Raw genomic sequence first — 13,432 nt, 5'->3', positions numbered from 1 at the left:
GCCGTCGTGGTTTCTCAGCGGGGTGCGCCCACCGGCGACGGCAACAGCTGCACGTCGGCGAGGTCGACGTACATGATCCGGTGGCCGAACTGGATCTGCGCGTAGCGGTTCTTGCCGCGAATCACAGTCCAGTCACCGGGCGAGGAGCCGTCGACGGTGCTGGCCCGGTAGTACTCGCCGGCCAGCACCGCGCCGACGGCGTACCGCTGCCCGGCGGCCAGGGTGTACTGCAACGGCGAGATCGCCTGGTAGGGCACCCCGTCCGGGTACGCCGACTGCTCCGGGTACGCCCGTCCGTAGACCGGAATGGTGGCCCGGCCGGGCTTCGGGGTGGCCACGACGCCGACGGTCCAGCTGGCGGTCGGCGCGGACGTCGGGTTGTGGAACCAGGCCCGCTGCCCGAGGTACCAGATCGCCGTCCAGTCGCCCTGCCGTCCGGCCAGCGCGTACGTCTGCCCGGCGGATGCCCGGGCACCATGGTCCGACACGGCCATCGTGTTCGGGGTGCCGTCCGGGCGGAGCGCGATGTCGTTGACCAGCGGCGCGTCGGCGGACGGTGCGCCGCGCAGCACCACCGCCGAGGAGCCGCGGGGCGCGCACGGCACGCCCACGGTGACGCAGCCGGTGAACGCCGGCTGGTTGGTGGCGTAGTCCGGGTCGATCCGGACCAGCCCGGTGGCCGGGGTGCCGGTGTCCAGTCGAGGTGCGTGCAGCAGGTCGAAGTAGTGCGTCCAGTCCCAGTACGGCCCCGGATCCCAGTGCATCCCCCGCACGGTCGAGGCGATGGTGCCGGGCACGTTGTCGTGGCCGATGATGTGCTGGCGGTCCAGGGGGATGCCCAGCCGCAGCGCCAGATGCCGGACCAGCTTCGCCGAGGTCCGGTACATCGCCTCGGTGTACCAGGTGCCCTGCGCCGCGAAGCCCTCGTGTTCCAGCCCGATCGACTTGGCGTTGACGTACCAGTTGCCGGCGTGCCAGCCGACGTCCTTGGTCCGCACGTGCTGGGCGATGTGTCCGTCGACCGAGCGCAGCGAGTAGTGCCAGCTCACGTAGGTCGGATCCTGGACGAGTTGCAGGGTCGTCGCCCAACTCGCCTCGGTGTCGTGGATGACGATGTACTCGATCTTCTGCCGCGCGGGCCGGTCGGAGAGGTCGTGGTTGCCGTAGTCCCCGTCGCCGAACGCCTCGTAGGGCGCCGGGATCCACTCGCAGGAGATGGTGCGCGGGCACTCCACCCCGTCCGGGCGGGCCAGCCGGCGTAGGCCCAGCCGGTCCAGCCAGGAACGCTCGGGCCGCACCGTGCGGGCCGGCAGGGTGATCCGCTGGCCGTCGTCGGTCACCCGGGACTCGCCCGCGCCGATGGTGGTGAAGACCTCGTCGGCGAAGGCCGCCGCGGCGTCGGCGCTGTCCGCGCCGGAGTAGCGTGCCACCGCGCCGTACCAGGCCGCCGGGTCGGTGTCCGCGCCGACCGGCGCGTTCAGATCCCGTTGGTACGCGCCCAGCAGCGCCGCCCCACCCCGGATGTTGAGACCCGCGTCGGTGCGCAGTGCCTCGGGGGCGGCGCCGGTCAGCGCGGCGGCGGCGTCCACGGTCTGCAACGCGGCGGTGGACGGCGCGGCGGCCTCGACCGGCCGGGGCGCGGCCACCCGGGCGGGACGGGAGTCGTCGCCGCGTGGGTCCTCGGCACCGGCGTCGTGGTGACCGCGCCCGGGTAGGGCGGCCACGTGTCGGGCGTCGGTCAGGTGCATCGGGCCGTAGCCGCCACTGGTGCTCGGTGTGCCGGCGTTGGTGTCCCAGCGCGACTCCAGGTAGGAGACGCCGAGCAGGACGACGGCCGGCACGCCGTACTCGCTGGCCGCGGCGGCGTACTGCTGCTGGCGGTCGGTGGTGGGCGCGGCGGTGGCCGGGCCGGCGGAGAGTGGCGCCGTGGTCGCGGCGGCGACCACGGTGGCGGCGAGCAGTGCCCGCCAGCCGGTCGACAGGGTTGAATGATGCATCGAACCCCCTAGATTCTCGCGGAGTGAGGTCAGGTCACCATCGCGCCGCCCGGGAGGTCACGTCAATGCCTTTCCATCTATCGAAGTATGTGGAAAGAATTCTTCACACACGGTCGGTGACCTCGTCCAATCGGTACGGAGTGTCACGGCCGCACGGGTTGCGGATCGGTAACAAGCGTCTCTACTCTGGTCATTCGTCGGCCCGACAGCAGCTCCGCCCAGCCTGGGCGGTAACGGACCGACACCGCCGAGTCGTTTCCGAGCGAACCGGGGACCCAGGTCCCTCGGGGTGAATCCGCAGCCACTGCGGTAGGGCGCCGACTTCCCGCCCGAACCCGTCAGCTAACCCGGTAGGCGGTCAGGAAGAAGGAGTACGGAACCCCGGTGGCACTCCATGCCCCGCGGCCGTCGTCCGAGCGGCCGGCATCAGCCGGCCCGGCGTCGATCGTGCCGCGCCCACGCTGGTCCCGCTTCACCACAGCTATCGCCGCGCTGGCCGGCATCGCCGTCGTCCTGACCGGCAGTGCCACGGCGGCCCACGCCGACCCGTCCGTCGCCGAGATCGAGCGCCAGATCGACGCCGACTGGAACAAGCTCGAACCGGTCATCGAACGGCACAACGCCACCCGCACCGACCTCGCCGCGAAGCGCAAGCAGGCCGACGCGCTGGCCGCCCGGATCACCCCGCTGGAGCGTCAGGTCGACGCCGCGATGGACAAGGTCAGCGCCCTGGCCGTACGCGCGTACAAGGGCGAGAACGTCTCGACAGTCAACGCGGTGCTGGGCAGCCGGTCGCCCAGCGAGGTGGTCGGCCAGCTGGAAATGCTCGACCGCTTCGCGCACAACCAGCAGAAGGACGTACGTGAGGTGGCCGACCTGCGCGACCAGTTGGCCGCCCAGAAGGCGCCACTGGACGAGATGGTGGCCCAGCTGACCCGCACCGAGGCCCAGCTGGCGGCGAAGAAGAAGCAGATCAACGACGAGATCGACCGCCTACAGAAGCTGCGCCTCAAGGTGTACGGCAGCGGTGGTGGCGGTCCGCTGCGCCCAGCACCCTGCCCGGGTAGCTACCCCGGCGGCGCCGCGGGCACCGCTGTCAAGTTCGCCTGCGCGCAGATCGGCAAGCCCTACGTCTGGGGCGCCGAGGGTCCGAACTCGTACGACTGCTCCGGGCTGATGCTGGCCGCCTGGGCGAAGGCGGGCGTGTCCCTGCCGCACAACGCCGCCGCGCAGAGCCGCGTCACGAAGAACGTCAGCAAGGGCGACCTGCGCCCCGGCGACCTGGTCTTCTACTACAGCGACATCCACCACGTCGGCATGTACGTCGGCGGCGGCTGGGTGGTGCACGCCTCGCAGGCCGGTCAACCGGTCAAGATGAAGAAGGTCGACGACGGCCCGATCCACAGCTACGGCCGCCCGGGCTGACCCTGGGTGACCGGAGGGCCCGTCGCGATCCGGTCGCGGCGGGCCCTCGTCGTTCTGGTCTCAGCGGGTGACCCTCAGCGGGTTGGCCAGGTGCGCCAGTGCTGCCAGGCGCGGCTGGGCGTCGGCCCCCGCTGGCCCTGGTAGCGCGAGCCGTAGACCACCGAGCCGTACGGGTGCTCGGCTGGCGAGGAGAGCCGGAAGATGCAGAGCTGGCCGATCTTCATGCCTGGCCACAGGGTGATCGGCAGGTTCGCCACGTTCGAGAGTTCCAGCGTCACGTGGCCGGAGAAGCCCGGGTCGATGAAACCGGCGGTGGAGTGCGTGAGCAGCCCGAGCCGGCCCAGGGAGCTCTTGCCCTCCAGTCGGCCGGCGAGCTGGTCACCCAGCGAGATGACCTCCAGCGTCGAGGCGAGCACGAACTCCCCCGGGTGCAGCACGAACGGCTCGCCGTCGGGGACCTCGACCACCGACGTCAGGTCGTCCTGCTGCATGGCCGGATCGATGTGGGTGTAGAGGTGGTTGTTGAAGACCCGGAACAGCCGGTCGAGTCGCACGTCGATGCTGGACGGTTGGACCAGGGTGGGCTCGAACGGCTCCAGGCCCAGCGTGCCGGCCTTGATCTCGGAGACCAGGTCGCGGTCGGAGAGCAGCATCGGACCACCATAGCCGCGTTGCCGAAAGTGGCCGGATTCGGTGCCGGTGACCAGCGCGTCGAGGTCGCCGCTCGTACATTTGTTCGATAGAATGCCCGCATGGCTTCCTGGTCCGAATTCGCCGCCGACGAGCCCCGACTCGCCGACGGGATCCGCGTTCTCCTCCAGCAGTACGGGCCGGGCTTCGGCTATCTGGCCACGGTCCGCGCCGACGGCGGGCCCCGCGTCCACCCGGTCTCCCCGGTGATCACCGCCGAGGGGCTGTTCTGCTTCATCATCGACTCTCCCAAGCGCCGCGACCTCGAACGTGACGGCCGTTACGCGCTGCACTCGTTCCCTGCGGAGGAGAGCGACGACGAGGCGTACGTGGCGGGGCGCGCCCGTCCGGTGACCGATCCGGCCCGGCTGGCGCAACTGGCGCAGAGCGCCCGCGCCGAGCCGCAGGTCGACTGGCGGCTCTTCGAGTTCACCGTCGACGTGGCAATGCTCACCCGCCGCGAGCAGCACATCGCCGGCATTCCGGGCCTCGCGCCGGGTCGGCCGGCCGTCCGGGTCTGGCTCGACCCGCACGCCCCGTCGGCGGCCGCCGCCCCACTCGCCGTTCCGCAGCCGCGCCCGACCCGCCTCAGCCGCGACGTCCAGTGCACAGCCGCATGATCGACTCGGTTTCGCTGAAGCCGCGGTGTCCCGGCGCTCCGGATGCCCCGACTTCCAGAAACCCGAGTGGATCAACCCGGGCCGGCCCGGGCGCGCGGTAGGCGAACGCCGCTGCCAGCGGGGGTGCCTGGGTGCACGGGCTCGACGACTCGGGTACAGTGGTGCCGCTTGCGGGTGTAGTTCAATGGCAGAACATCAGCTTCCCAAGCTGACAGTGCGGGTTCGATTCCCGTCACCCGCTCCACCGCGAAGGCCCTGGCCAGGACGTGAGTCCCAGCCAGGGCCTTCGATGCTGTTGCGGCCAGCAGCGCCCGCGGCCGACAAGACCGTGAAGGCCCCCAACCCCGGCCGTTCCTGCGTTAACCCCGCTGACCTCCCAGAGCGTTCAAGTGGTGGGAGGTACACACACCATGCAACGACCTCGGGAACTGGCGCCACCGGAAGGCTTCGCCGACTTCGTCGCGGCGCGCTCCGATGCACTGCTGCGTTCGGCCTGGCTGCTCACCGGTGACGCCGGGCGGGCCGAGGACCTGTTGCAGACGGTCCTGGCTGACGTCTGGCGGCGCTGGGCCACGATCAAGAGTGCCGGGCATCCCGAGGCGTACCTGCGCCGAGCGTTGTTCACCACCTACGTCTCCTGGTGGCGGCGGCGCTGGCGCAGTGAGATTCCAAGCCAGCCACCGGACGAGCCCTCCCGTGGCGACATGGCAGGTGAGTCCGCTGACCGGGACGCGGTACGCCGCGCGTTGGCGCGGCTCAGCCGGCAGCAGCGGGCGATCGTGGTGCTCCGCTACGTCGAGGACCTGACGGTGCAGCGGACAGCGGAAGTGCTCGGCTGCTCGCACAACACGGTCAAGGTGCAGGCATTCCGTGCCCTACGGATTCTGCGTACCGATCCGAATCTTGAGCTGTTCGCCGCCTGGAGGTCGAGAAGTGACGCGTGAAGATGAGGACATCAGGCTCCTGTTGACCACCGCCGTGCCCCCACTGACGCCGCCACCAGATCGGGTCGTCAAGGTGGCCAGGCGGGTCCGCCGGCACCGGCAGCGCCTGATCGGGAGCGCCGCGCTCGCCGTTGCCGTGGCCGTTGGGCTGGGCGTCGGAGGGGCGCAGATCCTCACCGATGGCAACCGTGCCCCCTCGATGGCGGCCGATTCCGGCGGACAGGGGCAGTGGACTTCGTGCGTCGAGGCTGCACCGGAGATGGTCAAGCGCGGCTTCAATGTCCGGACCGAGGAGGCAGCCGCCCTGCCCCGCCTCGGCGATGACTTCATCCCCGCCGAAGCCGTCATCTGCCGGCTGGAGCAACGCACTAACGGGGGCGAGGACGTGCTGGTGACGGAACAGCGCAGCGGCGACGCCGCCGCTCTCGCCGCCCTCGCCGCTGTGCTTCGTCTGCCTGACGAGCCACAGAATCCCAACCCCATCTGCAGGGCGAACCTGCAGATGGCACCCTGGCTTGCGCTCGTCGACGCGGAGGGCCGGTGGACACGGCCCGGCATACCGCTCGCTACCTGCCACAACCATCTTCCCGACGCGGTCAGTGAAGCCCTTCGTGCCCTGCCGCTGACCACCGTGGCAACCCATCGGCTCGCCGAGTCGCCCACGGCGGGCTGCGACATGAAAGCGCTGGCGAGGACGAGCGACCCTGAGGCCCGTCCCGGCACCCTGCCGGAGCCGTTCCCCGCCAGGCAGCAGGTCCGCCTCTGCGTTTACGACGTGCCGAAGAGTCAGCAGGGAAGCCGCATGCTAGACGGCGACTTCGCGCACGGGACGGTGCTGCCGGAGGACCGACGGGCAGCGATCGAGGATGCGCTGCGGACGTCCGGGCCGGCGAACCCGTGCCACACCCACGCCAGCCGCTTCGCAGTGCTGAGCCCAAAGACCGGCGGCGGCCCGCACACCTACGTCGAACTCGACGGCTGCCGTCGAGTCACAATGGGAGCCGCTCCTGATCCTGTGATCAACGCGCAGGGCGACGCCGCACTGATCGCGCTGATCGACGAGCCGTGACCTGTCGGGAGGGGCGTCCGGGGCGATCTGCCCAGCGGCCGTGCCTGGAGGTCATGCCGAGACCGCTTGGAGCCCCGTACCAGCCGCCGCTAAGGGTAGGTGCCCAACGGGAACTCACAGACGGTGCGCCACGGGCTCACGTCAGGTGTTCCGGCGATGAGCCGGACCCTGTCGATGGCCGCATTGATCGGCAGGTGCGCGGAGATGGTTTCCGCGGCGTGGCTCAGCACGGGCTTGGCGGCGTCGTGACCGATGGTCAGGTGCGGCACCACATCGCTGTGCGCCCCGGCGTACGGGGGTGCCTCGGGAAACCGTTGCCACACCGCCTCGGTGAGGTCGCGGAAGTGCCGATCTGGCTGTGGAGCAAGCCAGGCGACCGTGTCACCGAACCAGTCGACGTGCGTCAGTACGACGTCGAACCGTGGTATCTCGGCAATGGTTTCGCGCAGCACGGCCAAGGCCTGCTCGTCGATCTGCTGCGGAGGCAGGAACGGGTAGAGCACTGTCACGTGCGCTGGCACGCCCCACGAGGCGGCCCGGTCGAGTGAGACCCGGAACCGACCCACCGCCTCCTCGGCCTCGGGTATCGGCACGATGAGCGCCGTCTGTGTCGGTTCCATGCCCTGCACCCTCCTACTGGTAGTCGGCGAAGACTCGACGCTCCACGCCATCGACGGTGACCTGGCCGCCGTGGGGGAGAATCCACTGCGGTCTGGTGTGGCCGAATGGGACGCCGACGCAGACGACCGCCTCGGGGTTGTAGCGGGTCACCACGTCGACGACCGTGTCGCGCTGCTGCTCGCGTAGCCCTACCCGATCCGCGGCTGGGGGTCGACGGGTGTGGTCGGAGACCGGCGGACGGGCGACCAGGACCGCGTCGACGGCGCTGAGGAAACCGCGTTCACCGAGTGATCGGACGATCCAGCCGACCTCGCGGGCGGGGAGAAGCTCCTCCGACGTCTCGATGACCAGCACCCCGCCGTGCAGGACGTCCGGGGGAAACGGGAAGCGTCCCGCCGTCAGGATCCACTGGATGACCTCCAGGCAGCCGCCCCAGGTGGGGCCGGTGACGGCGCGGCGCGGCCCGTACCAGCTCCACGGCTCTGTCGGTTCGCGCTCCCCGAAGGACCTCAACGCCTGCGGATCTGCCCAGTCGATCCCGACATCCTCGGACTCGCCCGGGTCGGTGATCTCCAGCCGCTCGCCGGTGAGTAACGCCGCTCGCAGCGACCGGGCGTGGATGTCGTCGACGGCCGGCCCGGGGCCGAGGTGCACCTGGGAGGACCCGCCGTAGAAGCTGGCGATGCCGTTACCCCAGAGCCAGTGGTGCAGGTTGGTGTTGTCGCTGGTGCCGAGGAACGGCTTCGGGTCGGCTCGGGCCAGGTCGGCGTCCAGGTGGGGGATGACAGTGATCTGATCCTCGCCGCCGATGACGGCGAGAATGCCACGTACCCGGGGATCCGCGAAGGCGGCGTTGATGTCCGCCGCCCGCGCCGCCGCGCTCGCGCCCACCTGGCGGGTGGTGGGGTATTCGACCGGGACGAGGCCGGTCAGGTCGGCGAGCCGTCGCATGGCCTGCTCGTGGATCTCGGGATAGGCGCCGGCCGCGGCGAAGGACGGCGACAGGACCGCGAGGCGGTCCCCCGGGCGGGCCTTCCGGGGACGGACAAGCTCATGTTCCATGCCGAAATCCAACAGGTGTGCCGGCGAGTGCGCATCTCATTTCGAGCCGGGTTCCTCCGCCCGACAGCCGTCGGCGGAGCGGGCATCGGCGACACGGATGCTTTTCATGTTCATGGCAAGATCTGCCGGGTGCAGGTCGGGATGCTTGGTCCATTCGAGGTTCGCGCGGGCGACGGCACCGTCATCGACGTCCCGGGAGCGCGGCTGCGCGGGCTGTTGACCGCCCTCGCGCTCAACCCGGGCCACGTGGTCCCGAAGGGGACCCTCGTCGACTGGATCTGGGGTGAACACCCGCCCTCCGACGCGGCGAACTCCCTGCACCGCCTGGTTTCCAGGCTGCGGAAGGCGCTGCCGGACGGGTCGATCGAGGGACAGGCGGACGGCTACCGGTTGTCGGTCGAACCCGACGTCGTCGACGCCGTACGGTTCGAACGCCTCCTCGACCAGGCTCGTGGTGACGAGGGCCCGCAGCGGGTACGGCGGCTGCGCGAGGCCCTCGATCTGTGGCGCGGTGCGGCGATGCAGGACGTCGGTCTGGTCGACAGCGCGGCGCTCGACGCGGCGGTCACCCGGCTCGACAGGCTGCGTCTGACTGCCCTGGAGGATCGCTTCGACGTGGAGGTCGGCCTCGGCCACGGGCCGGAGCTGGTCGCGGAGCTGACCGACCTGGTGGCCGCGCACCCGGTGCGGGAACGGCTTGTTCTCGGGTTGATGCGGGCCCTCGCCGCCAGCGGCCGCGACAACGAGGCGCTGCTGGTGTATCAGCGCACGAGCGAGGCCCTGGCCGACGCGCTGGGCGTCGACCCCTCGCCGGAACTCTCGGCGTTGCACGTCGCGCTCCTGCGGGGGGAGGTGCGACAGCGCGAGGAGAGCCGGAAGACCAACCTTCGTGCCGAGTTGAGCAGCTTCATCGGTAAGGACGAGGCCGTCGCCGAGGTCGGCGCACTCATCGCCGCACATCGGCTCACCACCCTGATCGGGCCGGGTGGCTCCGGGAAGACCCGGCTGGCCACGGAGACCGCGCGCAGAATGCTCGACGACCTGCCGGACGGTGCCTGGCTGGTCGAGTTCGCCGCCATCGGCGCGGACGGTGACGTGGTGCAGGCGACGCTCGCGGGGCTCGGACTCCGGGATGCTCTGCTCGGCGACGCACCGAGCATGGAGTTGGTCGACAGGCTCGTCGCCGCGATCCGCGAGCGGGAGGCGTTGCTGATCCTGGACAACTGCGAGCATGTGATCGAGTCGGCGGCGGTGCTCGCTGACCGGCTGCTCGGGGAGTGTCGGCGACTGCGGATCCTCGCGACGAGCAGGGAACCGCTCGGCATCACTGGTGAGGCGCTCTGGCCGGTTGCGCCGCTGGCCCTGCCGGACGTCGACGCCGACCCCGGCGAGATCGAAACCTCTCCCGCTGTCCGGTTGTTGCGGGACCGAGCGGGTGCGGTGCGGAGGGATCTGACGGTCGACGCCTCGACGTTGTCGACGATGGCGCGGATCTGTCGGGCGCTGGACGGGATGCCGCTGGCAATTGAACTGGCTGCCGCCAGGTTGCGCACCATGTCCATCGACCAACTCGCCACGCGGCTCGACGATCGGTTCCGCCTGCTGACCGGCGGCAGCCGTACCGCGCTGCCCCGGCACCGGACGCTGCGCGCGGTGGTCGACTGGAGTTGGGAGCTGCTCACCGACGAGGAACGGGCGGTCCTGCGCAGGCTCTCGGTGTTCTCGGGCGGGGTGAGCCTGGAAGCGGCCGAACGGGTCTGCGCCGGCGACGAGGTCGGGCAGGCGGATGTGCTCGAACTGGTCACCGCGCTGGCCGAGAAGTCGCTGCTGGTTGCCGAGGGCGACGAGACTCTGCGCTACCGGATGCTCGGCACGATCAAGGAGTACGCCGCGCACCGCCTCGTCGAGGCGGGCGAATCGGACCTGGCGCGCCATGCGCATCTGACGTACTTCACCGAGCTGGCCGAGACCGCCGAGCCGCAGCTTCGCCGCGCGGACCAGGTGAAATGGCTCGCCACTCTCGAAGTCGAGCACGACAACATCGGTTCCGCGATGCGTGGTGCTCTCGCCGCCGGCGAAGCCCTCGCGGCCATGCGATTGGCCGCGGGTGCCGGCTGGTACTGGTGGCTCGGTGGCCACCGCACCGAAGGCATGGAGTTGATCACGGCGGCTACCCAGACGCCTGGTGAGGTCAGCGACGAGATCCGGGCCACGGTGTACGCGCTCGTGGTGCTCTTCGTGAACTCGGGTCCGGGCGACGAACGCCAGGCGGCGGAGTGGATCCACAAGGCGTACGAGTTCAGCCAGCGCTCTCACTCCGGTCACCCGGGGACGGCGCTCGTCGTTCCGTTGGAAAGCATGTTGCAGGACCCCGGCGCTGTCCTTTCCGCATGGGAACCGCTGCTGGACGAACAGGATCCCTGGGTACGCGCACTGGCCCGGTTGCAACTCGGCAAGATGCGGATCATCTTCGGCCAGGACGACCAGGAGGTGGACGCCTATCTCGTGGCGGCGCTCGCCGAGTTCCGGGCACTCGGCGAACGGTTCGGGATCTCATTCGCCCTGACCGAGCTGGCGGAACTGATCGCCGTACGCGGTGAGTTCGCCGGTGCGTGCGAGCACTACGAAGAGGCGGCCGTGGTCGTCACCGAGGTCGGCACCGTCGAGGACATCATCCGGATACGGTCCCGGCAGGCTCAGCTGTACTGGTTGCTTGGCGATGAGGAGTCCAGCGCCGCCGCCATGGCCGAGGCGCGGCGATGGGCGGCGCGGGTCACGTGGCCGGGTGCGTTGGCCGTGCTGGCCCTGTCACAGGCGGAACTCGCTCGCTGGAGTGGCGATGCCGACGAGGTGGCCCGGCAGGTAGGTGTCGCGACGACCCTGTTGCGCGACGAGGCGAAGCAGGCGCACATCCGCGTGGTGACACACGACCTGCTCGGTTATGTCGCGGACGATCTCGGTGCGGCGCGCGGACACTTCTCCTCGGCCTGCGAGGCGGCAGCCGAGACGGGGCAGGCACCCTCGATCGCGCGGGTACTCGTCGGCGTCGCGGACCTGGCGGTGCGCCATGAGCAGTACGAGCACGCCGCCCGGCTGCTCGCCGCCAGCACCGCTGTGCGCGGACGGCAGGATCATTCCCAGCCGGATGTGGCCCGGCTAGAGCAGGAAGTACGGCGCCGCCTCGGCGAAGTGAGATTCGCGGAGGCGGCGCGGGAGGGCAGTCGGACGGACTGGAATCGGTTGGTCGCGGTCACGCTCGCTTCGTGAACGTGGAGCGTGCCCAGAGGTATCCGACGAGGGCGATGCCGACGCACCAGACGAGGGCGGGGATCACGTCACCGCTGGACGGCGTGCCGTTGAGGAACCCGCGCAGAGTCTCGATGATCGGCGTGAAGGGCTGGTATTCCGCGAACTCCCGCAGCCCGGGCCCCATCTTGTCCGCCGGCACGATCGCGCTGCTGAAGAACGGCAGCATGACCAGCGGCACGGAGGCCAGCCCCGCCGTTTCCGGCGACTTCGCCGAGAGCCCCAGGGCGACCGTGAGCCAGCCGGCGGCGAAGCCGAGCAGCACGATGATGCCGATCGCGCCGAGCCAGCCGAGGAGGCTCGCCGACGGGCTGAATCCGAGCAGGAAAGCCACCCCGACGAGGGCCGCGATGGCGACCAGGTTGGTCAGCACGCTGGCGACGACGTGACCGGTCAGCACCGCACCGCGGGAGACGTGCATGACTTTGAACCTGTTGATGATGCCCTTGGTCATGTCGGAGTTCACAGCCGTCGCGGTGGCCCCCAGCCCGTAGCAGACGGCCAACAGCATCAGCCCGGGAGTCGCGTAGTCGATGTAGTCGACACCGACGTTGAAGGCGTCGCCGAACATGTACACGAACATCAACATGATCACGATCGGCATCAGGACCGCGTTGAACACCGAGGTCGGGTTCCGGGCGATGTGCTTGAAGTTGCGACGCAGCATGACGATCGAGTGGGACTTGGCGCTCATTTCGCGGAAACCTCCTGGGTGCGGCTGCCCGTCAGGGCGAGGAAAACGTCGTCGAGGTCCGGCGTCTGCACGGAGAACCCCTCGGCGCTGATCGCGTACTCGTCGAGACGGTCCAGCAGGGCCCGCAGCGAGGCCGTTCCGCCATCGCTGGGAACCCGCAGGGCCAGCGCCTCGTCGTCCCGGGTGGCGTCGGTGAGCACCCGGGCGGCCGCGTCGAGTTCGGCGACGGTGGTGAACCGGAGCCGGACGTGAGTGCCGGGGATCTGGCGCTTGAGCTCGTCGGGTGTGCCCTGGGCGACCAGGCGTCCCTGGTCGAGGACGGCGATCCGGTCGGCGAGCTGATCAGCTTCCTCCAGATACTGGGTGGTGAGGAAGATCGTTACGCCGTCGGCCACCAGGTCCCGGATGATCGACCACATCGTGCGGCGGCTACGTGGGTCGAGGCCCGTCGTCGGCTCGTCGAGGAAGATGATCCGCGGGTCGCCGACGAGCGTCATCGCCAGATCCAGCTTGCGGCGCATACCACCGGAATAGGTCGACACCGGCTTCCGCGCTGACTCCACCAGATCGAACCGCTCCAACAGCTCCGTGACGACCCGGCTGCCGTCCTTGCCGGGAACCTGGCTGAGATCCACCATCAGCTGCAGGTTCTCTCGGCCGGTCAGCAGCTCGTCCACCGCCGCGAACTGACCTGTGACACCGATCGCCGCCCGTACCGCCTTGGCCTGGGTGGCGGCGTCGTGCCCTGCGATGCGTACGGTCCCACCGTCGGCCTTCACCAACGTGGTCAGCACGTTCACCGTCGTCGTCTTGCCCGCCCCGTTCGGACCGAGCAGGGAGAAGATCGTGCCGGCAGGGACATCCAGATCGATGCCATCGAGCACGACCTTGTCCTTGTAGGCCTTCCGCAGCCCGGAGACTGCAATCGCTGAACTCGTCATGCAACTACCATCAGCGCCCGGACTGTCACCCCTCTGACACGGCCCTGACACGGCCACTGACAC

Annotated in this window: 11 protein-coding genes, 1 tRNA gene and 1 riboswitch; of the genes, 6 read left to right on the top strand and 6 right to left on the bottom strand. The window is 69.9% G+C overall.

Annotated features, from left to right (window positions below; translation table 11 throughout):
• Nucleotides 1-14: 14 nt before the first annotated feature.
• On the bottom strand, nucleotides 15-1,997 hold the full coding sequence (locus tag ACLQ3B_RS10130) for an N-acetylmuramoyl-L-alanine amidase (RefSeq protein WP_425779394.1): 1,983 nt from the start codon (nucleotides 1,995-1,997) through the stop codon (nucleotides 15-17).
• 235 nt (nucleotides 1,998-2,232) lie between these two features.
• A riboswitch (cyclic di-AMP (ydaO/yuaA leader) is annotated at nucleotides 2,233-2,368 on the top strand.
• A 13-nt stretch (nucleotides 2,369-2,381) separates the two neighbouring features.
• Here ACLQ3B_RS10130 and ACLQ3B_RS10125 point away from each other — a divergent pair.
• Nucleotides 2,382-3,422, top strand: a complete 1,041-nt coding sequence (locus ACLQ3B_RS10125) for an NlpC/P60 family protein (RefSeq protein WP_425779392.1) — start codon at nucleotides 2,382-2,384, stop codon at nucleotides 3,420-3,422.
• Nucleotides 3,423-3,496: 74 nt separating this feature from the next.
• On the opposite strand, the gene dcd is transcribed toward ACLQ3B_RS10125, so the two are convergent.
• On the bottom strand, nucleotides 3,497-4,075 hold the full coding sequence (gene dcd / locus ACLQ3B_RS10120) for a dCTP deaminase (protein WP_089018323.1): 579 nt from the start codon (nucleotides 4,073-4,075) through the stop codon (nucleotides 3,497-3,499).
• 99 nt (nucleotides 4,076-4,174) lie between these two features.
• On the opposite strand from dcd, the gene ACLQ3B_RS10115 reads away from it, so the two are divergent.
• From ACLQ3B_RS10115 to ACLQ3B_RS10100, 4 genes are all read left to right on the top strand, one after another.
• Nucleotides 4,175-4,732 (top strand): pyridoxamine 5'-phosphate oxidase family protein, encoded by a 558-nt coding sequence (locus tag ACLQ3B_RS10115; RefSeq protein WP_425779390.1) that lies wholly within the window; start codon nucleotides 4,175-4,177, stop codon nucleotides 4,730-4,732.
• Between the two features lie 170 nt (nucleotides 4,733-4,902).
• Nucleotides 4,903-4,976: transfer RNA gene (locus tag ACLQ3B_RS10110), tRNA-Gly, on the top strand.
• A 166-nt stretch (nucleotides 4,977-5,142) separates the two neighbouring features.
• Complete coding sequence (locus tag ACLQ3B_RS10105; protein ID WP_425779388.1) at nucleotides 5,143-5,676, top strand: SigE family RNA polymerase sigma factor; 534 nt, start codon at nucleotides 5,143-5,145, stop codon at nucleotides 5,674-5,676.
• Nucleotides 5,666-6,745: a hypothetical protein gene (locus ACLQ3B_RS10100; RefSeq protein WP_425779386.1), complete on the top strand. Its 1,080-nt coding sequence runs from the start codon at nucleotides 5,666-5,668 to the stop codon at nucleotides 6,743-6,745. The genes ACLQ3B_RS10105 and ACLQ3B_RS10100 overlap by 11 nt, the downstream gene beginning before the upstream one ends.
• 89 nt (nucleotides 6,746-6,834) lie before the next feature.
• On the opposite strand, the gene ACLQ3B_RS10095 is transcribed toward ACLQ3B_RS10100, so the two are convergent.
• Both ACLQ3B_RS10095 and ACLQ3B_RS10090 read right to left on the bottom strand, forming a co-directional pair.
• Complete coding sequence (locus ACLQ3B_RS10095; RefSeq protein ID WP_425779384.1) at nucleotides 6,835-7,365, bottom strand: 2'-5' RNA ligase family protein; 531 nt, start codon at nucleotides 7,363-7,365, stop codon at nucleotides 6,835-6,837.
• Nucleotides 7,366-7,378: 13 nt separating this feature from the next.
• Nucleotides 7,379-8,428: an LD-carboxypeptidase gene (locus tag ACLQ3B_RS10090; protein WP_425779382.1), complete on the bottom strand. Its 1,050-nt coding sequence runs from the start codon at nucleotides 8,426-8,428 to the stop codon at nucleotides 7,379-7,381.
• A 129-nt stretch (nucleotides 8,429-8,557) separates the two neighbouring features.
• Here ACLQ3B_RS10090 and ACLQ3B_RS10085 point away from each other — a divergent pair, with 129 nt between their 5' ends.
• Nucleotides 8,558-11,695, top strand: a complete 3,138-nt coding sequence (locus ACLQ3B_RS10085; RefSeq protein WP_425779380.1) for a BTAD domain-containing putative transcriptional regulator — start codon at nucleotides 8,558-8,560, stop codon at nucleotides 11,693-11,695.
• Here the strand turns inward: ACLQ3B_RS10085 and ACLQ3B_RS10080 are convergent.
• Both ACLQ3B_RS10080 and ACLQ3B_RS10075 read right to left on the bottom strand, forming a co-directional pair.
• Nucleotides 11,679-12,428: an ABC transporter permease gene (locus tag ACLQ3B_RS10080; RefSeq protein ID WP_425779378.1), complete on the bottom strand. Its 750-nt coding sequence runs from the start codon at nucleotides 12,426-12,428 to the stop codon at nucleotides 11,679-11,681. The two genes, ACLQ3B_RS10085 and ACLQ3B_RS10080, sit on opposite strands and share 17 nt — an antisense overlap.
• On the bottom strand, nucleotides 12,425-13,369 hold the full coding sequence (locus tag ACLQ3B_RS10075; RefSeq protein WP_425779376.1) for an ATP-binding cassette domain-containing protein: 945 nt from the start codon (nucleotides 13,367-13,369) through the stop codon (nucleotides 12,425-12,427). The genes ACLQ3B_RS10080 and ACLQ3B_RS10075 overlap by 4 nt, the downstream gene beginning before the upstream one ends.
• Nucleotides 13,370-13,432: the final 63 nt, after the last annotated feature.

The sequence above is a fragment of the Micromonospora sp. DT53 genome (assembly GCF_049841535.1).
GTDB lineage: Bacteria > Actinomycetota > Actinomycetes > Mycobacteriales > Micromonosporaceae > Micromonospora.
This window is presented reverse-complemented; position numbering and strand designations above follow the sequence as displayed.

Coding starts and splice junctions, on each gene's coding strand:
- ACLQ3B_RS10130 (WP_425779394.1), bottom strand. CDS start 1,997: ATGCATCATTCAACCCTGTCGACCGGCTGGCGGGCACTGCTCGCCGCC.
- dcd (WP_089018323.1), bottom strand. CDS start 4,075: ATGCTGCTCTCCGACCGCGACCTGGTCTCCGAGATCAAGGCCGGCACG.
- ACLQ3B_RS10115 (WP_425779390.1), top strand. CDS start 4,175: ATGGCTTCCTGGTCCGAATTCGCCGCCGACGAGCCCCGACTCGCCGAC.
- ACLQ3B_RS10105 (WP_425779388.1), top strand. CDS start 5,143: ATGCAACGACCTCGGGAACTGGCGCCACCGGAAGGCTTCGCCGACTTC.
- ACLQ3B_RS10095 (WP_425779384.1), bottom strand. CDS start 7,365: ATGGAACCGACACAGACGGCGCTCATCGTGCCGATACCCGAGGCCGAG.
- ACLQ3B_RS10090 (WP_425779382.1), bottom strand. CDS start 8,428: ATGGAACATGAGCTTGTCCGTCCCCGGAAGGCCCGCCCGGGGGACCGC.
- ACLQ3B_RS10080 (WP_425779378.1), bottom strand. CDS start 12,428: ATGAGCGCCAAGTCCCACTCGATCGTCATGCTGCGTCGCAACTTCAAG.
- ACLQ3B_RS10075 (WP_425779376.1), bottom strand. CDS start 13,369: ATGACGAGTTCAGCGATTGCAGTCTCCGGGCTGCGGAAGGCCTACAAG.